19 protein-coding genes are annotated in these 23288 nt (G+C 34.4%); 7 read left to right on the forward strand and 12 right to left on the reverse strand.

Translation table 11 applies throughout. The features are described 5' to 3' along the window. Nucleotides 1-3 precede the first annotated feature (3 nt). Together B0X80_RS12520 and B0X80_RS12525 are read right to left on the reverse strand one after the other, a co-directional pair. Nucleotides 4-1389 carry a MotA/TolQ/ExbB proton channel family protein gene (locus B0X80_RS12520; protein ID WP_077340752.1) on the reverse strand — a complete coding sequence of 462 codons (1386 nt, stop codon included), beginning with the start codon at nt 1387-1389 and terminating at the stop codon, nt 4-6. 23 nt (nt 1390-1412) lie between these two features. Next, on the reverse strand, nt 1413-2201 hold the full coding sequence (locus B0X80_RS12525) for a DUF3450 domain-containing protein (protein ID WP_076419309.1): 789 nt from the start codon (nt 2199-2201) through the stop codon (nt 1413-1415). A 297-nt stretch (nt 2202-2498) separates the two neighbouring features. On the opposite strand from B0X80_RS12525, the gene B0X80_RS12530 reads away from it, so the two are divergent. Both B0X80_RS12530 and B0X80_RS12535 read left to right on the forward strand, forming a co-directional pair. Next, nucleotides 2499-3149 (forward strand): sulfotransferase family protein, encoded by a 651-nt coding sequence (locus tag B0X80_RS12530; RefSeq protein WP_077340754.1) that lies wholly within the window; start codon nt 2499-2501, stop codon nt 3147-3149. A 22-nt stretch (nt 3150-3171) separates the two neighbouring features. After that, nucleotides 3172-3909, forward strand: a complete 738-nt coding sequence (locus tag B0X80_RS12535; protein ID WP_077340756.1) for a dienelactone hydrolase family protein — start codon at nt 3172-3174, stop codon at nt 3907-3909. A gap of 111 nt (nt 3910-4020) precedes the next feature. Here B0X80_RS12535 and eno read toward each other — a convergent pair whose 3' ends face one another. Both eno and B0X80_RS12545 read right to left on the reverse strand, forming a co-directional pair. Beyond that, a complete protein-coding gene (eno, locus tag B0X80_RS12540; RefSeq protein WP_077340758.1) occupies nt 4021-5319 on the reverse strand; it encodes a phosphopyruvate hydratase in 1299 nt (432 codons plus the stop codon). Between the two features lie 186 nt (nt 5320-5505). Beyond that, nucleotides 5506-7143, reverse strand: a complete 1638-nt coding sequence (locus tag B0X80_RS12545) for a CTP synthase (protein ID WP_077340760.1) — start codon at nt 7141-7143, stop codon at nt 5506-5508. Nucleotides 7144-7469: 326 nt separating this feature from the next. Here B0X80_RS12545 and B0X80_RS12550 point away from each other — a divergent pair, with 326 nt between their 5' ends. After that, nucleotides 7470-9176, forward strand: a complete 1707-nt coding sequence (locus B0X80_RS12550) for a two-component system response regulator (RefSeq protein WP_077340762.1) — start codon at nt 7470-7472, stop codon at nt 9174-9176. A gap of 87 nt (nt 9177-9263) precedes the next feature. Next, nucleotides 9264-9647 carry a response regulator gene (locus B0X80_RS12555; RefSeq protein ID WP_077340764.1) on the forward strand — a complete coding sequence of 128 codons (384 nt, stop codon included), beginning with the start codon at nt 9264-9266 and terminating at the stop codon, nt 9645-9647. Here the strand turns inward: B0X80_RS12555 and B0X80_RS12560 are convergent. Genes B0X80_RS12560 through B0X80_RS12570 form a run of 3 tightly spaced genes read right to left on the reverse strand, consistent with a single transcriptional unit; the run spans nt 9644 to nt 15316 of the window. Beyond that, a complete protein-coding gene (locus B0X80_RS12560) occupies nt 9644-11584 on the reverse strand; it encodes a CHASE domain-containing protein (protein ID WP_077340765.1) in 1941 nt (646 codons plus the stop codon). The genes B0X80_RS12555 and B0X80_RS12560 overlap by 4 nt on opposite strands. Nucleotides 11585-11616: 32 nt before the next feature. Continuing rightward, on the reverse strand, nt 11617-12699 hold the full coding sequence (locus B0X80_RS12565; RefSeq protein ID WP_077340767.1) for a PAS domain-containing protein: 1083 nt from the start codon (nt 12697-12699) through the stop codon (nt 11617-11619). Between the two features lie 43 nt (nt 12700-12742). Then, the gene (locus B0X80_RS12570; RefSeq protein WP_077340769.1) at nt 12743-15316 is read right to left on the reverse strand and encodes an EAL domain-containing protein; all 2574 of its coding nucleotides are present in this window, start codon (nt 15314-15316) and stop codon (nt 12743-12745) included. A 384-nt stretch (nt 15317-15700) separates the two neighbouring features. Between B0X80_RS12570 and B0X80_RS12575 the strand changes: the two genes are divergently transcribed. Further along, complete coding sequence (locus B0X80_RS12575) at nt 15701-16285, forward strand: DUF4202 domain-containing protein (RefSeq protein WP_077340771.1); 585 nt, start codon at nt 15701-15703, stop codon at nt 16283-16285. 31 nt (nt 16286-16316) lie between these two features. Here the strand turns inward: B0X80_RS12575 and B0X80_RS12580 are convergent, their stop codons facing one another. The 4 genes from B0X80_RS12580 to B0X80_RS12595 all read right to left on the reverse strand — a co-directional run bounded on the left by B0X80_RS12580 (nt 16317) and on the right by B0X80_RS12595 (nt 20903). Then, complete coding sequence (locus B0X80_RS12580) at nt 16317-16709, reverse strand: YbaN family protein (protein WP_077340773.1); 393 nt, start codon at nt 16707-16709, stop codon at nt 16317-16319. A gap of 68 nt (nt 16710-16777) precedes the next feature. Beyond that, nucleotides 16778-17782 (reverse strand): ABC transporter permease, encoded by a 1005-nt coding sequence (locus tag B0X80_RS12585; RefSeq protein WP_077340775.1) that lies wholly within the window; start codon nt 17780-17782, stop codon nt 16778-16780. A 3-nt stretch (nt 17783-17785) separates the two neighbouring features. Then, entirely contained in the window at nt 17786-18667 is an 882-nt protein-coding gene (locus B0X80_RS12590; RefSeq protein ID WP_175623936.1) for an ABC transporter ATP-binding protein, read from the reverse strand. A 49-nt stretch (nt 18668-18716) separates the two neighbouring features. Beyond that, complete coding sequence (locus tag B0X80_RS12595; RefSeq protein ID WP_077340777.1) at nt 18717-20903, reverse strand: tRNA(Met) cytidine acetyltransferase TmcA domain-containing protein; 2187 nt, start codon at nt 20901-20903, stop codon at nt 18717-18719. Between the two features lie 152 nt (nt 20904-21055). Between B0X80_RS12595 and B0X80_RS12600 the strand changes: the two genes are divergently transcribed. Both B0X80_RS12600 and pdxH read left to right on the forward strand, forming a co-directional pair. Next, nucleotides 21056-21238 carry a PA3496 family putative envelope integrity protein gene (locus tag B0X80_RS12600; RefSeq protein ID WP_077340779.1) on the forward strand — a complete coding sequence of 61 codons (183 nt, stop codon included), beginning with the start codon at nt 21056-21058 and terminating at the stop codon, nt 21236-21238. A 106-nt stretch (nt 21239-21344) separates the two neighbouring features. After that, nucleotides 21345-22001, forward strand: coding sequence for a pyridoxamine 5'-phosphate oxidase (gene pdxH, locus B0X80_RS12605; RefSeq protein ID WP_077340781.1), 657 nt, complete (start codon nt 21345-21347; stop codon nt 21999-22001). Between the two features lie 147 nt (nt 22002-22148). On the opposite strand, the gene B0X80_RS12610 is transcribed toward pdxH, so the two are convergent. After that, nucleotides 22149-23282, reverse strand: coding sequence for a sodium ion-translocating decarboxylase subunit beta (locus tag B0X80_RS12610; RefSeq protein ID WP_076419292.1), 1134 nt, complete (start codon nt 23280-23282; stop codon nt 22149-22151). Between the last annotated feature and the right edge of the window lie 6 nt (nt 23283-23288).

Raw genomic sequence — 23288 nt, forward strand, 5'->3', positions numbered from 1 at the left:
GGTTTACGCTCCTTTTTCCGTTTTTTCAGCTTCAAAACGCTCAGCAAGAATACCTGCACTTTGATGTTGTAAAATATTGATGATGCCACGGCTACGTGTATTTAATATGGTAGAAATAAATACCATTGGAATAGCAACCACTAGACCTAGTACTGTAGTAACAAGTGCTTGTGAAATACCGCCAGCCATTAATTTAGGGTCGCCTGTACCGAATAATGTAATCGCTTGGAAAGTATTAATCATACCAACAACCGTACCTAGTAAGCCGATAAGTGGTGCGACTACTGAAATAATTTTTATAAAGGTTAAACGCGTAGTAAGTACCGGAACTTCTTGCAGTATACGTTCAGAAAGCTTAAGTTCTAACGTTTCAGCATCTGAACTCTTATTTTCGTCTTTAACTAACATAACGCGACCAAGTGGGTTGTTTTTAGACGCTGTAGTGTTTTTAAGTTGGCTGTTAACTTTACCACCAATAATGGTTAATGAGATAAAACGCTCTACACCAATAAGTAAACCAATTAGGCCTATCGCTAAAATCACATAACCCACTGAACCACCTTGGTCTACGCGCTCTTGAAGGTTTGGAGCTTGTACAAGTAAACCTAAAATTGAACCACCCGTTGGGTCTAAAGCAAAAGGTACAACGCCTGATGTATTAGATGTTAATTCTGCTGCGCTTGCTAAATAGCGATCTGAAGGTTGTCTCATTAATTCAACAACACTACCTGTTTCGTCTACATATTCTAAGTATTTTCCATCAGAAATTAAGTTAAAACCGCCTACTCGCACAACATCTGTTTTTAATTTTTCGCCGTTTGCTGTAACCACTTCACGACTAAATTTATGTACTTTACCGCTTTGCGTCATTTCACGTTGTAGTTCAAACCACAGGCGTTCAATTTCTTCGATTGACGCTAATTTTGAAGAAGATCCCATGCTTTGAGCAAAATCATCTAAAAACACGCCACGGTCTGCTATTTGAGCTGAAATTACAGAGGTTTGAAATTTACTTCTTGTATCACCAGCAACCTGTTGAAGCACACCAAACAACTCTTTTAACTCCCCCATGCGCTTTGTTAGTGCATCAGATTTATTTGCTAATTCAATTTCGTTATCTTGAAATGTTGCTTCTAACTCAGCACTTAACTTTACTTCATTATCGCGTATATTTTTAGCTTGCTTAAGTAAGTTTTCTTGCTCTGATTTTTTCGCATTAAACTCTGCTTCACGCGCTGTATTTTGTTTAGTTTGAGCAATTTTACCTTGTTCAAGTTGCTTTAATAATTCATCTAATGATGAAGCGTCTTGAGCACTTACGCTTGTTGCTATACTTGTAACTGATAGAGCTAATACAACCAGTGAAAAAAATTGGCTTAATTTTTTCATTTTTATAATTCCTATTACCGTACTTATTCGGCTGAGTTTTGCGCTACTGGCACAATGATTAAATCTGGGGCAAGTTGTTTACGTGCGATACGTAAACCCTTATTAATGTTTGAACGGTATTCTGCTGGAAGCTCGTCCCAAGACTTAGTCTCGTTATTCCACAAACCTAGTTTTTGACCATCACGTGTTTGGTACACTAAGCTAACTCGACCAATACGTAAAAAATCTACGTCACGTTCGCTGCCATCAATTGTTAATAAACCGTTGTAAGCTTCAATAGTGCGTCCGTATTCAACTTCCACTTGGTAAGCTTCTAATACACGACGAAATTTTTCAGATACTGAAACGTCTGCGCGTTCCATCATCTTCTTCAAACCAGCAATTCGTTCGCTACGCTCAGTAGGTAAAAACTGAACATCTAAACCAACAAAGGCTTCTAACGTATCTATCATACGTGCCATAAGTGGTGAGATTTGACGTTCAATAATGCTCACTTGCTCCATTGAAACCGCTAACTGACTTAACTCTTTTAGCTGGTTATCAATTTGAGTATTCATTTGTTGGTTGTAAACACGTAAACCATCAACTTCTTTATTCACGGTTTTAAATTGTTGAAGTTTGGTTTGAATTTGTTCGCTAATATTATCTACACGACGTTGTGATTTGTTTGCAGACTGGTTGATTTTTTTGCCAGCATCTACCACTTGTGATAATGGTTCATCATCAGCTGGAGAGGCATTTACAAGTGTAGGTAGGCTTAGTGCACTTGCACTTAAAAGCAAACTTGCTTTAGCCAAAGTAGACAATTTCATATTAAAACCTTTTGTTGAAATTCAATAGTATTAAACGTTTTTAGTAAACGCCTATTCAATATACCGCTATAATTGGGCACATTTTAAAGGCCGAATATGACAACTTGGTTTCATGAATATTGCATATTTGTTACATGACAGTTCAGTGACATTTTTTTTACAGAAGAGGGACATTAACAAAGCGTGACTTGTTTTAACCTTACATTTAAAGATTTGAGATAGTGTTCGTCATCACTTTCCCCTAAAATGTATTATCATTAACTCTCGTAACTATAGGCCGCCTTTAACAAAGACATTATGAATAAACTTTCAAAGATATTTGTTGTAGGATTACCCAGAACAGGCACAACGAGCATTTGTTCTACTTTACTCACTCTTAACTATTGCGTAGCTCACACGGCTTATACGCAAACAACGTTCGACAAAGCCAATGCGATAGCAGACACCCCTGTTTTTAATGACTATAAAGCTTTACATCAACACTACCCTAACAGCCAATTTATTTATTTAACGCGTAATGCCCAAAAGTGGATCCCTTCAATAAAGCAACTATTATTGCGCATGTATCATAATGTAGTACGAGATGACGGCGGTTTTAATCCTATAATTAAGCGTTGTTATACTGAAATATTTTCCCCTTTTACCTTAGATAACATTAATAATGATGATTTCTTATTAGCTTGCTACAACAAACATAAAGCCGCGGTTACCGAATATTTTGAACAGCAAAGGCACCCTGTATTATTTATTGATATATCTAAACCAGGCAATTACCAAAAGCTATTAAAGTTTTTAAATAAACAAAATATTAACGATGACTCCACAGACTTGAGCTTTCCCTTCTTAAATAAAGGCGGAAAAGTCACTGCATGGAAAGATTTAAAACATCCGCTTAAAGTTGATTCAACTAAAAATGGCCGTTGCTCTACCCTAGACCATATTTCATAAATATTAAGGATTTATAAACACCATGATCATTACCCATAGCCAGCACGATATTGCTACCCCAACAGGTGATATGCGCACTTATATTTATCAACCTGAAAAACAAGGTAACTATCCTTGTGTTATTTTCTATTCAGAAATATTTCAACAAACAGCCCCTATAGCACGTAGCGCAGCTATTATGGCAAGCCATGGTTTTATTGTATTAGTGCCTGAGGTTTTTCATGAACTAAACCCTATTGGTACTGTATTAGGATACGATGATGCAGGTAAAGACAAAGGCAATGAAGATAAGTGGGCCAAACCTTTAGAGCATCACGACTCAGACACTCAAGCATTAGTCGACTTCGCTCAAACACTTGATAATTACTCTGGTAAAATAGGGACAATGGGCGTTTGTATTGGTGGCCATTTAGCTTACAGAGCAGCTTTAAATAACAATATTCTAGCGGCGGCGTGTTTATATCCTACCGACATTCATTCAAACACATTACCTTGCGATGAAGGTAACGACTCATTAACAAGAACACCTGATATTAAAGCTGAACTATTAATGATTTTTGGTAAACAAGATCCTCATGTACCAGATGAAGGGCGAATGAAAATTCATCAACATTTATTAAACAGTAAAAACACATTTACTTGGCATGAGTTTAACGCACAACATGCGTTTATGCGTGACGAAGGTGAGCGTTATGATGCTGCTTTGGCCATACAAGTTTACTTAATGGCTGTTGAGTTATTTAAACGAAAGCTTGCTTAAATCATTCGTAATTTTTCATAAAAAGCACATATAAAAAACCCGACATTACTTTGTAATATCGGGTTTTAAATTTTTTAAGGTTTGCTTAATGAATAACGAAAGCGTTATTAATTACTGACCTTTAACTTCAGATAAACCGTTAAAGATAGCTTTATCACCTAAAAACTCTTCAATACGTAATAATTGGTTGTACTTAGAAACACGATCAGAACGACATAAAGAACCCGTCTTAATTTGACCTGCAGCAGTACCAACCGCTAAATCAGCGATAGTTGCATCTTCAGTTTCACCTGAACGATGAGAAATAACAGCAGTAAAACCAGCATCTTTCGCCATTTTAATAGCGGCTAATGTTTCAGTTAAAGAACCAATTTGGTTAAATTTAATTAAAATAGAGTTACCAATACCTTGCTCAATACCACGAGCTAAAATCTTAGTGTTTGTAACAAATAAATCATCACCAACGATTTGAACTTTATCACCAAGTAATTTAGTTTGGTAAGCAAAACCATCCCAATCTGACTCATCTAAGCCGTCTTCAATTGAAACAATTGGGTATTCTTCACAAAGCGTTGCTAAGAAATCAGAAAATTCGTTAGCTGTAAACTGCTTGCCTTCACCCTTAAGATCGTAAATACCTTTGTCTGCATCGTAGAACTCAGAAGCTGCACAATCCATAGCCAAAGTAACATCTTTACCTAAAACGTAACCTGCAGCAGCAACTGCTTCTTTGATTACTGCTAATGCATCAGCATTAGAGGCTAAGTCAGGTGCAAAACCACCTTCATCACCAACGGCTGTATTTAAGCCTTTAGCTGATAATACTTTCTTAAGCGCATGGAAAATTTCAGCCCCCATACGTAACGCTTCTTTAAAACTGTCAGCGCCAACAGGTTGGATCATAAATTCTTGAATATCAACGTTGTTATCAGCATGCTCACCACCATTAATGATGTTCATCATAGGTAAAGGTAAAGAGTAAACACCTGGAGTACCGTTTAAGTCAGCAATGTGTTCAAACAATTGAACATTTTTAGCATTAGCAGCCGCTTTAGCTACAGCTAAAGAAACAGCAAGAATAGCGTTAGCGCCAAATTTTTCTTTGTTTTCAGTACCGTCCAAGTCGATCATAATTTGATCAACCTTTGCTTGTTCTAAAGCGCTTTGACCTAATAAAGCAGGAGCAATACTGTCATTTACTGCAGCAACTGCTTTTAAAACACCTTTACCTAAGTAACGAGCTTTATCACCATCACGTAACTCTAAAGCTTCGCGTGATCCCGTAGAAGCACCAGAAGGAGCAGCAGCGCGGCCCCAAGCACCTGATTCTAAATAAACATCAGCTTCAACAGTTGGGTTACCACGAGAGTCCATGATTTCACGAGCAATAATCTTACTAATATTCGACATTTTTTATCCTATTTTATTAAAAAGCCGCTCGGTATTTATATACAGCGAGCTTATAAATACTATTTACGACAACATTTATACTAATTATATATAAATGAATATTCTTTTTTAGAACATTCAATTATTTTAAATACCCTAAATAACAATTTTAAATAAGAAAACCGCAGCTAGGCTACGGTTTTAATATTATGATTGTTTATTTTTTTGATGCTCAAAAGAAGCAGCAACAAAACTTTCAAATAACGCATGTCCATCACGAGGAGTTGAGTTGAACTCAGGGTGAAATTGACAAGCAACAAACCATGGGTGATCTGGTATTTCAATAACTTCAACTAACGACTTGTCAGTAGATAAACCAGAAAAGATTAAACCTGCTTTGCTTAACTGATCTCTATAGTTATTATTCACTTCATAACGATGACGATGTCTTTCATAAATAGTATTACTACCATAAACTTCATGTACTTTCGTATTAGGAAGCAAATGACATAACTGAGAGCCTAAACGCATGGTACCGCCTAAATCTGAATCTTCGTGGCGATATTCAACTTGCCCTTCTTCGTCTAACCATTCATTGATTAACCCCACAACTGGAGCTGATGTTTCTGGATTAAATTCTGTACTATGTGCATCGGTTAAACCCGCAACATTACGAGCATAATCAATTAAGGCAACTTGCATACCTAAACAAATCCCTAAATAAGGCACTTTATTTTCACGTGCGTATTGTGCGGCTAAGATTTTACCTTCAACACCACGTTCACCAAACCCACCAGGAACAAGGATAGCATCTAATCCTTCAAGAACTGAAACGCCTTTACTCTCTACATTTTGAGAATCAACGTATTGTATCTTTACAGTAACTTGGTTTTTTAAACCCGCATGTTTAAGTGCTTCATTTACTGATTTGTATGCGTCAGGTAATTCAATGTATTTACCTACCATACCTATAGTAACTTCACCTTTAGGATTTGCTTCTTGATAAAGTACTTGTTCCCATTCGCTTAAATCTGCTTCAGGTACATCTAATCCAAAACGTTTAACCACTAATTCATCTGTGCCTTGTGCTTTTAATAACGCAGGTACTTTATAAATACTGTCAACATCACGCATTGATACAACGGCTTTTTCTTCTACATTAGTAAATAGCGAGATTTTTGCACGTTCATTAGCCGGAATAGCTTGTTCACTGCGGCAAACTAAAATATCAGGAAAAATACCAATTGAGCGTAATTCTTTAACAGAATGCTGTGTTGGTTTAGTTTTAATTTCGCCTGCTGCTGCTATATATGGCACAAGTGTTAAATGCATGAACATCGCACGTTCACGGCCTAACTCAACACCTAACTGGCGGATAGCTTCTAAGAAGGGTTGTGATTCAATATCACCCACTGTGCCGCCAATTTCGACCATAGCAATATCATAACCTTCAGCCCCCTCAATAACGCGACGCTTAATGTCGTTAGTTATATGTGGAATAACTTGAATGGTTGCACCTAAGAATTCACCTTTACGTTCACGGGCAAGAATATCTTGGTAAATACGACCTGTTGTAAAGTTATTACGTTTATTCATTTTGGTACGAATAAAACGCTCATAGTGACCTAAATCAAGATCGGTTTCAGCACCGTCTTCTGTCACAAATACTTCACCATGTTGAATTGGACTCATTGTACCTGGGTCAACATTAATATAAGGATCAAGTTTAAGCATAGTGACATTAAGGCCACGGGCTTCAAGTATTGCCGCTAAAGATGCAGCAGCAATGCCTTTTCCAAGAGACGATACAACGCCGCCTGTTACAAAAATATATCTAGTTGTCATGTGATACCAAAGTCAGGATAAGCAGAATTTTGTGTTAAATTGACAAACTGTTTAGTGAAACAATTCAATCTAACAGGACGGGAAAGCATTATACTTAACTTACCCTTAAACGACAATATATTAGATAGGGGTATATTGGATTTTTACATTAAAATTATCTTAATAGAAAAGGCCAAAGCAATATTTTAAATTAACGCTATAATTATGAAGTGTTTATGCAGGCACAAAGATATAGTAAAAATTTGAATTTCAAATAGAATAGGCTATAGACAATTGAAAGTGTTAGTTTTGTTACAAGCTGGCCGTATTTAACATAAGGAATTCATGTGAATATACTTTTAGTCGATGACGATGAAGTTGATCGAAAGCTAATTAAAAGAGCACTCACTAATGATGCGAATGTTCGTAACTTATGTGAAGTTTCTTCGGCTATAGAAGGCCTAAAACTTGCTGAAACCGGTGAGTTTGATGTCTTATTGCTTGATTATATGATGCCCGAAATAGATGGCATAGAAATGGTGATAGAAATAAGAAGCAGACCAAACTTAGGTGAAACTGCCATTATAATGATGAGTTCATCTGAAGATGAAGAATTAGCCCTATCGTGTTTACATGCAGGCGCTCAAGATTTTATTACCAAAAAAGAAATCACATCGTCAAAATTAAAACGCTCTCTTTTACAAGCTAAAAAACGCTTTGAGATGGAAAAAAAGCTTCACGATAGTTTCTGTCAAGTTAGAGAATTAGCTGAAAAAGACTCCCTAACTGGGCTTTCAAATAGATACCACTTTGAAGATGCACTTAAAGTTTCAATCAATAACAATAAACGATCTAATGATATTATCGCATTACTCTTTTTAGATCTTGATCATTTTAAAAACATTAATGACACCTATGGTCACGAAATGGGGGATATGTTTCTGAAAGAAGTCGCCAAACGTACCAACCAATGTTTACGTGGAAACGAATTATTTGCTCGTTTAGGAGGTGATGAGTTCGCTATATTGTTAACCGGATTAAAAAATGATAATGATGCGACAACCGTTGCTAGACGTATAATAAAAGCCCTTGGCAAAACTATCGTTATTAATGAAAATCAACTGCAATGTGGTGTTAGTATTGGTATAGCATTATATCCCAATGATGCTGACTCAGCAGAAACATTAAAGAAATATGCTGATATTGCAATGTATAGAGCTAAAAAAGAAGGACGTAACCAGCTTTGTTATTTTGAACCATTAATGCAGCAGCAGTTTTCACGCAACTTTCAAATTGAAACCCAATTAAAAGAATCAATAAAAAACAATGATTTTGAATTACATTATCAGCCAGTTATCAGTACCCTAAATAAAAAAATGATAGGGGTTGAAGCACTTATCAGATGGCCGAACAGCCCTTTTATATGTTACCCAGATGAATTTATTCCGGTTGCAGAACAATCTCGTATAATAGAAGAAATAGGTGAATGGGTATTAGAAACAGGAATAAAACAACTTTCGCTTTGGCAAACAAAGTTTGATGATGAATTCACAATGGCTATTAATATTTCGGCAATCCAATTAGAAAGTAAGAACCTTACTTCAACCATAAAAAAAACATTAAAAGCCTATAATGTGCCTTCTAAATCATTAATATTAGAGCTAACAGAAACAGCCTTACTTGTTCAAGATGAAAGTAATCGCATGCAAATAAACGAGCTTTGCGAATTGGGTTGTAAATTAGCTTTAGATGATTTCGGAACGGGATTTTCTTCACTATCTCATTTAGTCAATTTCCCAATTAACACCGTTAAAATAGATAAATCACTCTTACCGACATCAGACAGAGAAACAAGACATTTATCCATTGTAAAAGGCATCACAAAAATGGTGAATACTATTGGCCTACATATTATTGCAGAAGGCGTTGAAACAGAGTATCAATATGAACTTTGTAAACAACTTGAAATTAGTGAATTACAAGGTTACTTTTTTGACAAAGCAATGCCCAGTGATGAATTAGAAAGAAAATGGTTATTCTCAAACCCTAGTTAGGTTTAATTAACCTGAATTTAGGTTATATTAAAATCCCCCAGGAAAGAATAAAAAGTTTTACTTTATATTTTCCAAAAGAGCTTAATAATGACTGATATCGTAAATGTTTTTTATGTAGAAGATGACAAGGATGAAGTAGAGTTAATGTCTTTATACCTCAACAGATATAATCTACAACCCAAAATAGTACTGCATATAGCCGACACTGTTGATGAAGCCAAACAAATGTTTAATTTAGAAAAATATTCTCTGGCGTTAATTGACTGGAATTTACCTGATGGTACAGGTGGGGATATTGCCCTTCATATCCGTAATGCAGACTCTTCTTTTCCCATTGTGTTTTTAAGTGGTCTAGTAACAGTAAGCTTAGTAAATGAAGCGAAAACTTATGATCCCGAAGCGTTTTTAGAAAAAGACTACAATAAAAAGTTTATTGAAGAAATTTATGCCATTTTAAAAAGAGATAGTTAAACCTCACTGACTAACTCCTGCAAAGTTACATCACTTTTACATTCTGTTATATTTTTAGGCCACGTAAAACAGAATATACTTCCCTTTCCTATTTCTGACTCTACAGATACATAACCACCATAGTACTTTACAATTTTTTTAATGATGGCAAGCCCCATTCCACTTCCCTCAACTTCATCACGAGGCTTCAGTGTTTTAAACATTTTAAAAATATTAATGTGATTATTATGGCTAATTCCGGGACCATCATCTTCAATGAAGAATTTATAATAGACCCCCTCTTCATGACAGCTCACGGTAATATTACCGTTATTTTTGTCATGATGTTTAATGGCATTATTTAGTAAATTACGGAGCACTTGTTCAAATGGAGCGCTAACTGTTAAAAAGTCAGGGAGATTACCTTTAACATGTAATTGAAAGCCCTTAGGTGGGGCAATAAGGCTAAATAACTCTTCAATTAACTCATTACAATGAATCTGGGTTAGCTTGTATTCTTGTCGATTAGCACGAGAATAATCCAACAAATCACTCAACAACGAATCTAAGCGCTGAACTCGTGAACGCATTAACCTGATATTTTCAGGTACTTCATTTAAATTTCCTTCTTCAACATCTTCAGCTATCCAATTTGCCAGTTGATCAATACCACGTAAAGGTGCTTTTAAATCATGAGAGGCTATATAAGCAAATTCATCGAGCTCTTTATTTGATCGCGCTAAATCTTTTGCTCGTTCTTCTGCATCATTTTTCGCCACCTTAGATTCAATCATTAATGCTGAAAGTCTTTTACGCTGCTGAGTTAATTCTTCTACATGCTCGTTAAGCAGTACGTTTTTCTGCTCAAGTAACTTTGTTCTTTCTTCTACTGTTTCTTCTAATTGATTATTTTGGTCTTTTAACTGTTTACCCAACTTTTTAATATGTTGAGAACGATAAATAACAACTTGTAAACCGTATATACATAAAGCTAACAACACACTTATCATAATGCCAGAAATGAGTACCCAATAAGCAATACGAGGAGATTCAATATCACGCAACAAACCTTCATTAAGGGATACATCCAACTTCCAACGGCGATCAGGAATTGTTAAATCAAAACTAAAAGCTGTACTTTCATTCCCGTTGCCATATAAAAGCCCTCCATTATCACTTTCTACATCGACTAATGTTAAAATTAAACCTTCTTTATCTGCTTTTTCTCTAACATTTTCCATTAAGTTATTAATGCGAAATACGCCTGTTGCATAACCAATAAGGAAATTAGAGCGTTCAGCCTCTGTAGTCGCAGATACGTTAGTTCGGTAAACTGGGGCTATCATTAAAAAACCATATGAGTCTTCGTTTTCTTGTACAAGGTTTATTTTAGACGTAGCTGTTATTTGTCCTGTATTTTTAGCTTTTTGTAAAGAAGCTCGACGAATACTATTACTGCTTAAATCAAACCCTTGAGCAGCTTTGTTAATATCATAAGGACTAATAAAGGTAACGGGGGTATAGTAAGATTTGTTGTTACTAACAATTAATTTACCTGTTTCTGTTCGTTCAGTAATATTAAAATTAGGGTGTTTAATTTTAATATTAGCTTCAAAAATCTTTCTATCTTCTGCAACAATATAAGGAACCCAGCTTAGAGCCTGAATATAATGACGCTTTTCAATATTAACTATGTCCATATAACGATCAAAATTATCTTGAGAAAGGTTTTGTAGGTTTGAACTATAAAATGCCTGTAACGCTTGTAAATCATTAACAGACATATCAATAGCATCTTGAAAACGAATTGAAACCTGTTTAGCAATATTTTTAAGTTTAAGGTAGCTTTGTTTTTTTAATTGCTCGCCCACTTGTATTGATAAGTAATAAGTACTAAAAACTCCCATACAACCAATAATAATAGAAAAAAACAAAGCTCTAATTAATAATTTATTCATTCTGTTAATAGCTCAAACGGTTAATATTATACTTACACTTCAAATTGCTGAACAATATTTCTGATTTCTTTTCTTTCCAATATATAATCGATACACCTTATTAATAATGGTTTAGACAAGTCATTTTTTTTAATAGAGTCGTTAATTTCATTCATTAAAAATTCATTATCCATTGTGGATTCTTCTTGACCAGATAACAAAATTACCGGCACATCAATTTTTTTAGATTTTAATGCTCGAGAAAAATCCTCCGCTGTATTACCGCTCAGTTGATAATCTAATAAACAAACATCTATCTTCTTTTGTTGTAATATAGCAATCGCTTCATCAATCCCTGAAGATTCAATTATTTGATATTCTCGCTCATTAACGTCTTTTAAATAGCGCTTAATTATTTTGCGATCAATAATATCATCGTCAATAACTAGTACCGTTATGTTTTGGTTTTTTTCGATACGATGATGTAAACGCTCTGAACGACTAATCAACAAACTTTTAAATTGCTCTTGTGCTTGAGTTAATGCATTTTCAACAAATTTCAAACGAGAAATATTTGTAATCGTAATTAACACACCTTGTTTTGCTTCGAGTGTATGCTCATTAAGGGTGTGAGGCATTATTTTTAATAAAACAGCTTGTCCTGATTTAGTCAGTATATCTCTTTCAATAATAATGTTTTTACTACGCACAATAGCAATTTGGATGAAAAACTCACTGTAATCTAATTGGTGTGTAATATCTTGTATAGAATGACCAATATCGCTTGGTCTTAAATTAAAATAATGAGTAGATTGTAATGTATATTTTCGGATGGCTAATTGCTCATCTAAAAAAACGATACCGATATCAATAGAGTTGATCACATTATCAAGATCTGTATTGGCCTCACTTAATTGAGTGATTTTTTCTTGGTATTCATTATTTACGGTATACAGCTCTTTATTTACTAATTGTAATTCGCTATTCGTTGTTTCCAACTTTTCTATTACTCGTTTTAAACACTCAAGCTCTTTGTTAAGTTCGTCTTTCAAAACATCATTTCTTTTTTGAGTTGTTTCTTCGGTTTCAACAGTTGCATGATACGAGCTGTTCAACGTTTGTGATGACTTGTCCATTAAAGGTCCACTTAAATTTTATTTATCACTTATAGCTAAATTATTAACTTGCTATAGTAGCGAGTGCTGCAGCATTAAGAAGTAACGATTGAGTATCTGTTTTCGTTAATGGTCTATTAAAATAATACCCTTGATGGGTGTAACAATCGTTGGCAATCAACCAATCTTTTGTTTGTGCGTTTTCAACGCCTTCAGCAATAACACCTAAATTCAACATTTCACATAACCCTATAATAGCTTTAACAATTTTAGCGGTATCATCATCAGATAAAACATCTTTAATAAAGCTACGATCTATTTTTATGTAATCTAATGGCATTCTTCTTAATAAATTTAAAGATGAGTATCCTGTACCAAAATCATCTAGCGCAATTAAAAAGCCAGCTTTTTGAAGTTTTTTCAAATTTTTGCCAGCAATGGTAGGATCTTCAATAAAAGCCGTTTCAGTAACCTCTAGAGTAAACCACGTTGGTGACATATCTTTACTGGCAAATAGATCAATAACTTGATCAGAAAAATCGTGAAAATGTAACTGCTTAGCAGATAGGTTTATCGCGACCCTTTGAGGTTGCTTAATAAGCCCTACTTTAACCCATTGACTCACGGTTTTGATAGCCTCATTAAATAACCATAATGAGAATTCATAGATTAAGTTGTTATCTTCAACAAGTTTAATAAACGTATCAGGTCCTACATGGCCTAAAATATCGTTGTTCCATCGTGAAAGTACTTCAAATCCTGATATTTGATTTGAATGAATGTTTACTTGCGGTTGAAATACAATGGTAAATTCATTTTTTGATGGGTTATTTAAACTTTCACGAAGCCTGTTTAACATGGTGATATTATGTTCAAGTTGGCTATCATAAAAATAAAATTGATTTCGCCCTAATTCTTTCGCTTTATATAAGGCTAAATCCGCCTTATTTAACATGTCGGTTGGAGTATGAAGCATCTTATCTTCATCGGTCATTGCAATGCCAATACTACAAGACATAGCTATAGGATGCTCTTCTACTGTAAAGGGTAAGTGCACAGCATTCACAATTTTTTGAGCGATTGAAGCAAGCACATGAATTGTTTTTATATCAGTAAAAATAATAGCAAACTCATCTCCTCCCAAACGAGCAATGGTATCTTCATTTCTTACCGTTGATGCCAAGCGTGAAGCGACTTCTTGAATAACTTTGTCGCCAACAGGATGCCCTAAGGTATCATTAATATTTTTAAACTTATCTAAATCTAAAAACATTAATGCAGTAATACCATGCCGACTAGAACGCGACAATGCTACCGCTAATCGGTCATTAAAAAAGCTTCGATTAGACAAGCCTGTTAAATGATCATAATTAGCCATTTTTTCTAATTTTTCTGCATGGAGATAACTCTCTGAAATGTCATGCAGGGTCAATATAAAACCAGTTAACTCACATTTATCATTAAATAAACCAATGGCATTAATAGAAACCCATAAATTAGATTGATCAATTCTTTTTAATTGTATTTCTCCTGTATAGTTTTTGGCGTAAAAGGTGACTCTTTGTATAGTAGGTAATATTTCTTGAATGTCAGATTGATGTAAACAAGAGAGCCAACCTTGCTCTTTTGAGTCTTTAATATTTTGTCCTGTATATCGCCCCCATGTTTCATTTACATAAGAACACCGCCAATTTTTATCTAGTTGTAAAATAGCCATAGGAACAACACTGGTTAAAGCATTAAATCGTTGTAAACTCGAAAAATAATCTTGTGCTGTAATTTCCGCATCATATTTTTCATTAAGCATTAACCCAAAACATTGAGTGCCTAAATACTCTATTTCAAACAACTGAATATCAACCTTAACTGATTGGTAAGAATTGTGTTCAAAATTAACATCGCACCACTGTTCTTTATTTAAGTGTCCAAGAAAGCCATATTTATTAATTGTATTAAGTAAAGCTGTTGCAACGCTCGGTATAGATTTTTCGAGTAGTTTATCCATAGTAGGCCAACCACGTTCAATATTTGAATGAAATAATTTCTGTGAAGCCGAGTTAGCTTTCAATACTTTGAATTCATCATTAAATATAAACGTTGGGTGAAAAGTGTTTTTTAATAAAGACTCTACAGCTTTTTTATTATTACTTATGTTTTTTTGGGGGGTTACTTTAACGGGGTATAATTCAGTTTCTTTAACTGAATGTTCAAACAACTTTAATGAAGAAGCAACAAGTGATGTAATATCTGGTAATTTCTGAGTGACTTTAGATAACTTCACATTAATTAATAAAATTACAGCATAAATCCCCAATGCGTCCTTAATAGGAACATAGCGTATATTATTGATGTTTTTATTATTTAATACATTGGAGTTGTGTAGATTACTGTTTTTGTCAAAAAATAGTGTTTCTTCTGTACAAGCTTGCTCAAAGAAGTTCCGTTCTAAATGTCGGGTTAATTTAATAACATCTTTTTCGGGTAAATCGAGAGAATTAATAACAACCTTTGTATCTAAATATACAAAGTTCGGCTGTACTGTCGTACTGACCACAAACCCCAGAGCAAACTCCGCATTATTTAATTCTACAAATGCTTCAACACATTCTTTAAAAATATAATGGTTTATACTATTCATACTTAGAGTTTCAACCTAATTTCATCCTTGGATAACATAAAACATAACGCTAAAGTTAAGGCGTTTCTTTGTATTTTAAAGTTAATTACTTACATATTAGTGCATATCAGTAAAAAAGCGAGAAAGTAGAGTATTTATTTAAATACGTATTTTTACGCCTTCATAACTATCTATCAACTTATAAAAAAATGAATAACCACTTAAGTTTCACAATTAGAAAAATAACGCATTTAAAAAATAAAATCATAGACTTACAAAACACAACCTCAAATAAAAATCAATAAGTTATAAAAAATCAAAGTCTACATTAGAGTAAAATAGAGTATTACTGGAAAATAAAATATAAAAAGCTAGAATGTAACTCTTTATTTTTTAGGTAGCCCCATGACAAACTCTAAACTACATTCTGTTTTTACTGCAATTGACGATATTAATTCAGAAGATCCCAATACCACGCTATTTAACGGAAAAACTCAACCTAAAGAATTATTATATGGTCAATACATGACCGCATGTATTAACCAATATTGGCCTAAAGCCAATGAACTATTACAAATAGCTGTTCGTGCGCAGCATATTAAACGCTGGCACCTAAAACGAACTGAATTTGATGCGGGTAAAGCAGGTTATTTAAAGTGGCGAATTGAACAAGGTAAATTTCACGCTGAATTAACTAAAAACCTCATGATTGAACATGGTTACTCTGAAGAAGATGCAGAAACTACCGCTAAGCTATTACGTAAAGAAAAAATAAAATCAAACCCTGATACTCAAACATTAGAAGATGTCGCTTGTTTAGTATTTCTGCAGCATTATTTTGATGAGTTTGCAGCAAAACATACCGAAGAAAAAATCATTAGAATATTACAGCTTACGTGGCGAAAAATGTCAGACCAAGCACATGAAATTGCACTTAAATTAACTTTACCTGATCATTTAGCCGCTTTAGTGGGTAAAGCCTTAGCATAATCGCCGTATTTAGATTGCAAACTAACAAACTCTAGACTATTTGTCTGCTTGCTGGTTTAGCAATAGGTAGTCTATAAACGAAAATAGCCGGCCCCACCATCAAAGTCATAACCAACACCTTTAACCAAATATTTTCCAGTATATAACACGACCAGACCCCAGCTAATACCATAGAACATAAAGAAATCATTTTAGACTTTTGTGATATGGATCGTGAGTCTTGCCAATCTCTGATCAACTGACCAAATAATTTACTGTTTAATAATTTTTTATGAAAATAAGGTGACGACTTTGCAAAACACCCTGCTGCTACCAACAAAAATGGCGTTGTCGGTAGCAATGGCAAAACAGCGCCTAAAATAGCTAAAAAAACAAATATACAGCCAGTGCTTTTTAAAAGAAAATTTTGAATAGATAACCTCATATCTCATCAATAAATCTATACCTTTAAGTATAGCTAAAAAGGTAATTTTGGCTAACCCAACCAATGACTTATCGTTCTGTGTTCCAACTAAATAAAGCAGAGCCTAAAACTAAAAATAGTGAACACATAGCAACTAAGCACCATAAGTGAAAGCTTATATCAGCTAAGCTTGCGCCTTCAGTAATTATTTTACGTGCTCCCGTTACTAAATGCGTTAATGGCAAGAAATTTGAAAAAGTTTGAATTGCACTTGGAGCACCTTCTAAACTAAACCAAACACCTGATAACAACATCATCGGCCATGATGTTAAGTTTAACAAGCCACCAATCAATTCTTCACTTTTACTTCGACTCGCTACTAAAAGCCCTAAAGTAATTAAGCTAAAAGCACCTAAGGCGCCAATAATAAATAAGTCTAAATAACTGCCCAACATATAAAAATCGAAGAAAATGTTACAGCCAATATACACAGTACTCGACATAAACATAACAATAAATAAACGTGATACCAGTTGGGCTGATACAAACTCAAAAGCGGATAAAGGTGTTGCCTTCAAACGCTTAAGCACTGAATTTTTTCTGTACCTAACAATGACGTAGCCAACACCAAACAAGCAGCTAAACATCATATTCATCCCCAAAATGCCAGGTAAAACCCAATCAACATATCGAATAGGCTTTCCTTGTGTAGTTAAACGTTGATAGTTTGTGTGTTCACTTTTAAATATTTTTTCCACTAAATAGCTATTAGGCGCACCTTCATTTACCCAATATTTTTTTAGGTTAAAATCTACTAGCAAGTCTATAGCATGATGTTCAAGCTTTGTGGTGGCTAGTGTTACATCATTATAATCAACAAAGTCTATATGCTTAGTTTCAATGAAACTTGATTGTGCTGTTGGTAAATTAATCACTCCTACTTTATAAACGCCACGCCCATCACCTGAAAAAACAAAAGATAAGCCTGCTAACATTAAAACAGGAAATAATACGTTCCAACCTAAAGAAGATCTGTCTCGAAAGAATTCAAGATTACGAGCTTTTACCACTGCAAAAAAACGTTTAAAGTTCATCAATTAATCCCTCAAAGAATAGCCAGTTAGTTTCAAAAACAAATCATCTAAGTTAGCTGACTTTACATGTAGACCTTCTAGCAAGACTTTATTCTCAATCAATTGTGTTAAGGTTTTTTCCACATGTTGCGTAGTGATCTCTACCCTATCGCCTTGAACTTCACCTTGAAACTTTTCAACTAGTTCAGGCGTTAAATGCATAGATGGAAGATAAATAAAAATACTCTCGAAATGTTTATTTAATAAAGCATCAGGTGTTCCCGATTCAATAATTTTCCCGTGATCCATAATCACTACTTCATCACACAATTGTTCTGCTTCGTCCATGTAATGTGTAGTTAAAATAATCGTTTTATCTTCAGCTTTAATATTCTTAATCAACTGCCAGAAATTACGACGTGCTTGTGGATCTAATCCTGTTGTCGGCTCATCGAGAAAAATTATTTCAGGATCGTTAATCAAAGCCAGCGCCAGTAATAAACGTTGTCTTTGACCACCTGAAAGTAAGCGGTTATTTTTATTTAGAAACTCACTAAGGTCACACAACTCAATCAATTTCTCTTGAGACACGGTTTTATCATAAAAAGCAGCAAATAAATCTAAGGTTTCTTTTACTGTTAAAAAATCTTGTAGTGCCGTATTTTGAAATTGAATACCTATTTGTTGAGAAATAGACGGATCAACCTCTTTTCCGTTATAAAAAACGCAGCCTTGAGTGGCAGAAATAATACCTTCCATTATTTCAATCGTGGTTGTTTTTCCTGCGCCATTAGGACCTAACAGCCCAAAACAATGTCCTTTCATGATTGAAAAACTCACATCGTCAACAGCATTTAAATCACCGTATTGTTTTACTAAGTTTTCAACCTTAATCACTTCCTGCATATTTATTCCTGTTGTCCAACCACAAACGAATATCTAAAAACAAAATATCTTATTTTATCTGCTTTTGGTAATAGCGTTGTGTAAATTGAATTAAATGATCATTAAATGCTTTTTTACCTGTAAAGCCATAAGATTCAGCTAGGTTTGAAATTTCTTTCCGTTGGAATATTTTACTAATGATGGGAGCCATAGAAGGATCAAAAGACCTTTTCATTTGATGCTGTAACCACTTATGTAGATGATAAACACAAACACTATATTGGCGTTTTTTAGTGTAAAAGTCTTCTATCGTTTTCAAGTCAGAGTTATTTAGTTTAGGTAAAGAATCTATTGGGCAATAAGTCATAATTTGCCAAACAAGTTCAGGTAACAACTCTTTATATTGTTCAGCTAATAAGTAGTCAAAACTCTGATAAAAACTATTTTCAATTTTATCGAGGTATTCACTGTGTTGTTGATTAATAACTTTTAGGAGTAACGCTGAATGTTCACCGCTGGCTTTATCTTTAGTAAAACCAATACGAGCAATTTTATAATTTTGTTTCTGCCAAAAATTAAGTAGTGGCTTGTTCGCCCCAAAACTTGTTCCAATGAAGTCGATATTTTGTTGCTGTGCATACTCTTCAATATTTGATAAGAACAAACGACCTAATCCCTTATCTTGCAACTCAGGTAGAATAGCAATACGCATAACTCTTAAATAAGAATAGTTAAAGCTGTTCTCTTCACCACAATGCGTTAATAAAGATTGCGGAATAAACTGATCTTTTAATCGTCTTTGGTTCGTTTGAATTAACCCTTTTAACTCTTCATCTGCATTTGTCCCTTCTTTTAATAATAAAGCGACACCAATTAATTGCTTTTGAGAAGACAGAGTCACTAACCTAATATTTTGGTTATCAAGTAATAATCTAAGATCGTTCGGTGACGTTTGGTAATGTGCCGTAACGAGCACAGCAAAAACTTGCTGTAAGAGTAACTCGTTTAACATTAACTTCTCTGTACTGACTTGGGTAAACTCAAAAAATAAATTCTCATTATTCTTTGCCATTAAAGATTCTGATAATGAAAAGCTTGCTGGTAAACTTGGCGTTTCTGCATTCAACAAACAAAGCTCATAAATAAAAGCTTCAACAGGATCATTTTCTGCCCACCTGATTGGCTGACTGATATGTAAAACTTTACCTTCTGGATATTTTTGCGAGACGTTCTTTTGGAATTTTAAAGAGAAACTTCTTCCTGCACCTTCGTATCCATGAACCGTACTAGCAAAAACCATCCGGTGATGTTTAACCAATAATTGATTTAAAAAATATAAAGGTATCGAAGCAGCTTCATCCACTAAAACTAAATTAAACACAGTTTTAGTTTTTATTAATTCGTCTACGGCAATAAACTGTACGCAACCATTTTCATGTTCTAATTGGTTGGTATCAATGGGATATTTATTTTTATGCGCTAAACTTTTTGCTAACTGCATAAAAAACACATTTAAAGATTTTCTATGTGTAGACGTAATAGCGATCCTTAATTCAGACTTTGTGTTATCTAATAAATGAGCACATGCTATCGCTAAAGCTGATGACTTACCTCTACCTCTGTCGGCTGTTAGTATTAAAGGCCTATTTCTATGACCTTTTACCACTTGGATAATATGCTTTACTGCAATGAATTGCTCTTCCGTTACACATTTCATTGCTAGAAGGGAGCTTTTTGGATCCTTTTGGGGAATTACTGAAATTTGTTTAAAACTGTTTTCTAAATTTATACTATCTGAATCAGCTTCCTTTACAATTTCGAAGGTTGAATAATTTAAAATTTTATTAACCAAACGTTGATTAAATAAGCTATTTCTAAAAAAGCTTGAGGCCTCTATCTTGTTAGGTAAAACGATAAAAAGAATACCTCCAGCAACCAAGGTGCCAGATAAAGCAGCCAAGGCATCTACATTGAGTTCTTCGCTATACAAAACAACAAAATGACTTTCTGTACCTAATTGATTTCTATATGTTTGCTTATTTATATTACTTTGACGTTTTACATTATCGCTGTAAATATACCAACGCTTTCTTTGTTTAACTTGTCCCTCATCAACAAAAGGATATGAATCAACTTTTTTAAGTAACGAATTAGCCCATTGCTCACTTCCTTGTAAAATAACTAACTGCCTGTTAAAGCGATTAAAAGCACTTATAGATATGTTATTTATCCACGAAGAAAAGTTAGTTGGAGTCATTTATGTACATCTAGAATATTAAATCAACATTTAGTTTATCAAGCTATTAAAAATATCTAAACAAACATAAATAAATTATTGATATTCAAATTTGAAAAGTTATAATTTTTTACCTATGTTCAAAGTATAAAGTTGTAAAATTTAGGTGTTATATGAGTGATGATCTAGATAGCAGTGATGAAATAGATAGTATTGACGAAAGTGATTACGATAAAGATCTAGCAAAAGGAACAAAAGCAGAGCGTAACAGTAAAGTAAGAAGGCGTATCGACGATCTCTTAGAAAGAAAACGCTTAAAAGAATTATTAGACGATAGTGATGATTGGGAGTTATAAAAAACAAAATACGCTAAATAATCAATACCTTAACCTCCCGTATTATTTTTATTATCCTTAGTATCTAAAACTGTTAAAATAATAAAAAATCATTTGAATTAACTTAATGAATTTACTTGAAAAACTAAAATGTTTACTCACCTTTGGTCAAGGGGTAGCTCTACCTTTACCTGATATTTCTTCAGAAACCGATCCATTAGCTTTATTTGAGCAGTGGTTTAACGATGCCCAAAAGTCGGGGATATTGTTACCTGAATCTATGTCTATAAGTACGTGTGACACTAACGGTCAACCACGTTCTAGAATGGTATTACTCAAAGAATATAATACTGATGGCTTTGTTTTTTATACAAACTATGGCAGCAGTAAAAGCCAAGAATTAGAAGCAAATAATAAAATATCACTGCTCTTTCATTGGAATGTTTTACAACGCCAAATTCGTATAGAAGGCGAAGTATCAAAAACATCGGCCGAGCAATCTAAACGTTATTTTCATAGCCGAGATAGAGGTAGCCAAATTGGTGCTTGGGCGTCTAAACAAAGCACTAAGTTAACATCTTCTGGTGAGTTAAAAGAACGTGAAGCTTATTATAAGAAGAAGTTCGCAGGTTTAGCGGAAATTCCTTACCCTGAGTTTTGGGGTGGTTGGAATGTTAAACCTACTTATATTGAATTCTGGCAAGGTAGAGCGAGTAGATTGCACGATAGGATCTGCTTTGAAAAACATAACAACAAATGGACTCATTTTAAACGTCATCCATAATCAACTAAATTATATATTGATTTAAGGAAGGGTGAAGCAAAGTGCTCTTTGTTTGTTCAACAATATTCAGACAATAAAAAAGCGCAAACAATAAAATGTTTGCGCTTTTGTGTTTCTAACTTGTTAATAATTCTTAGTACCTAATAATTATCCGCCAACTAAGGCTAATAAAATCCCAGCAGCAACTGCAGAACCTAGTACACCAGCAACATTTGGTCCCATAGCATGCATTAACAAGAAGTTATGCGGATTAGCTTCTAAGCCAACCTTATTTGCTACACGAGCCGCCATAGGTACAGCAGAAACACCTGCAGCACCAATTAATGGATTAATAGGATCTTTACTCACTTTATTCATAAACTTAGCCATCAGTACACCTGATGCAGTACCAATTGAGAATGCAACAGCACCTAAGCCTAAAATACCTAAGGTTTCAACGTTTAAAAACGCATGAGCACTTAATTTAGAACCAACACCTAAACCTAAAAATATCGTCGTAATGTTAATTAATTCGTTTTGAGCTGTTGTACTTAAACGATCAACAACACCCGATTCACGCATTAAGTTACCTAAACAGAACATACCAACCAACGGAGTAGCTGACGGTAAAAAGAATATTGTCATTAGCAACACACCTAATGGGAATATAATTTTTTCTATCTTAGTAACATGACGAAGTTGAGCCATTTCAATTTTACGTTCATCAACACTGGTTAAAGCACGCATAATTGGTGGTTGAATAATAGGAACAAGCGCCATGTATGAATACGCGGCAACAGCGATAGCACCCAATAATTCAGGCGCTAGCTTAGAAGCTAAAAATATTGCTGTAGGCCCATCGGCACCACCAATAATCGCAATAGCAGAAGCGTCTTTCAGTGTAAACTCAATACCAGGAATCGCATTTAAAGCAATAGCACCAAATAACGTAGCAAATATACCAAACTGAGCAGCAGCACCTAAAAACAACATTTTAGGGTTAGCAATAAGCGCCCCAAAGTCTGTCATGGCACCTACCCCCATAAATATAATGAGTGGGAATATACCCGTATCAATACCTGCGTAGTAGATATAATGTAATAATCCACCCACTTCAGAGAAACCGGCAACAGGGATATTCGTTAATATTGCACCGAATCCCATAGGAAGTAACAATAAAGGCTCAAAGTTACGCGCTATTGCTAAATACAATAACCCACAACCTACCAACATCATTACCACTTGGCCAACTTCAAAGTTAGCTAAGCCAGTAGACAACCATAATGTATGTAATGCTTCCATTATTTC

The sequence above is a fragment of the Pseudocolwellia agarivorans genome, from assembly GCF_002000085.1.
In the GTDB taxonomy this organism is placed as follows: Bacteria; Pseudomonadota; Gammaproteobacteria; order Enterobacterales; family Alteromonadaceae; genus Pseudocolwellia; species Pseudocolwellia agarivorans.

Bases quoted from the DNA above. Each gene is read 5' to 3' on its own strand.
- B0X80_RS12520 (WP_077340752.1), bottom strand. From the start codon at position 1,389: ATGAAAAAATTAAGCCAATTTTTTTCACTGGTTGTATTAGCTCTATCA.
- B0X80_RS12525 (WP_076419309.1), bottom strand. From the start codon at position 2,201: ATGAAATTGTCTACTTTGGCTAAAGCAAGTTTGCTTTTAAGTGCAAGT.
- B0X80_RS12530 (WP_077340754.1), top strand. From the start codon at position 2,499: ATGAATAAACTTTCAAAGATATTTGTTGTAGGATTACCCAGAACAGGC.
- B0X80_RS12535 (WP_077340756.1), top strand. From the start codon at position 3,172: ATGATCATTACCCATAGCCAGCACGATATTGCTACCCCAACAGGTGAT.
- eno (WP_077340758.1), bottom strand. From the start codon at position 5,319: ATGTCGAATATTAGTAAGATTATTGCTCGTGAAATCATGGACTCTCGT.
- B0X80_RS12545 (WP_077340760.1), bottom strand. From the start codon at position 7,143: ATGACAACTAGATATATTTTTGTAACAGGCGGCGTTGTATCGTCTCTT.
- B0X80_RS12555 (WP_077340764.1), top strand. From the start codon at position 9,264: ATGACTGATATCGTAAATGTTTTTTATGTAGAAGATGACAAGGATGAA.
- B0X80_RS12560 (WP_077340765.1), bottom strand. From the start codon at position 11,584: ATGAATAAATTATTAATTAGAGCTTTGTTTTTTTCTATTATTATTGGT.
- B0X80_RS12565 (WP_077340767.1), bottom strand. From the start codon at position 12,699: ATGGACAAGTCATCACAAACGTTGAACAGCTCGTATCATGCAACTGTT.
- B0X80_RS12570 (WP_077340769.1), bottom strand. From the start codon at position 15,316: ATGAATAGTATAAACCATTATATTTTTAAAGAATGTGTTGAAGCATTT.
- B0X80_RS12575 (WP_077340771.1), top strand. From the start codon at position 15,701: ATGACAAACTCTAAACTACATTCTGTTTTTACTGCAATTGACGATATT.
- B0X80_RS12580 (WP_077340773.1), bottom strand. From the start codon at position 16,709: ATGAGGTTATCTATTCAAAATTTTCTTTTAAAAAGCACTGGCTGTATA.
- B0X80_RS12585 (WP_077340775.1), bottom strand. From the start codon at position 17,782: ATGAACTTTAAACGTTTTTTTGCAGTGGTAAAAGCTCGTAATCTTGAA.
- B0X80_RS12590 (WP_175623936.1), bottom strand. From the start codon at position 18,667: ATGCAGGAAGTGATTAAGGTTGAAAACTTAGTAAAACAATACGGTGAT.
- B0X80_RS12595 (WP_077340777.1), bottom strand. From the start codon at position 20,903: ATGACTCCAACTAACTTTTCTTCGTGGATAAATAACATATCTATAAGT.
- B0X80_RS12600 (WP_077340779.1), top strand. From the start codon at position 21,056: ATGAGTGATGATCTAGATAGCAGTGATGAAATAGATAGTATTGACGAA.
- pdxH (WP_077340781.1), top strand. From the start codon at position 21,345: ATGAATTTACTTGAAAAACTAAAATGTTTACTCACCTTTGGTCAAGGG.
- B0X80_RS12610 (WP_076419292.1), bottom strand. From the start codon at position 23,282: ATGGAAGCATTACATACATTATGGTTGTCTACTGGCTTAGCTAACTTT.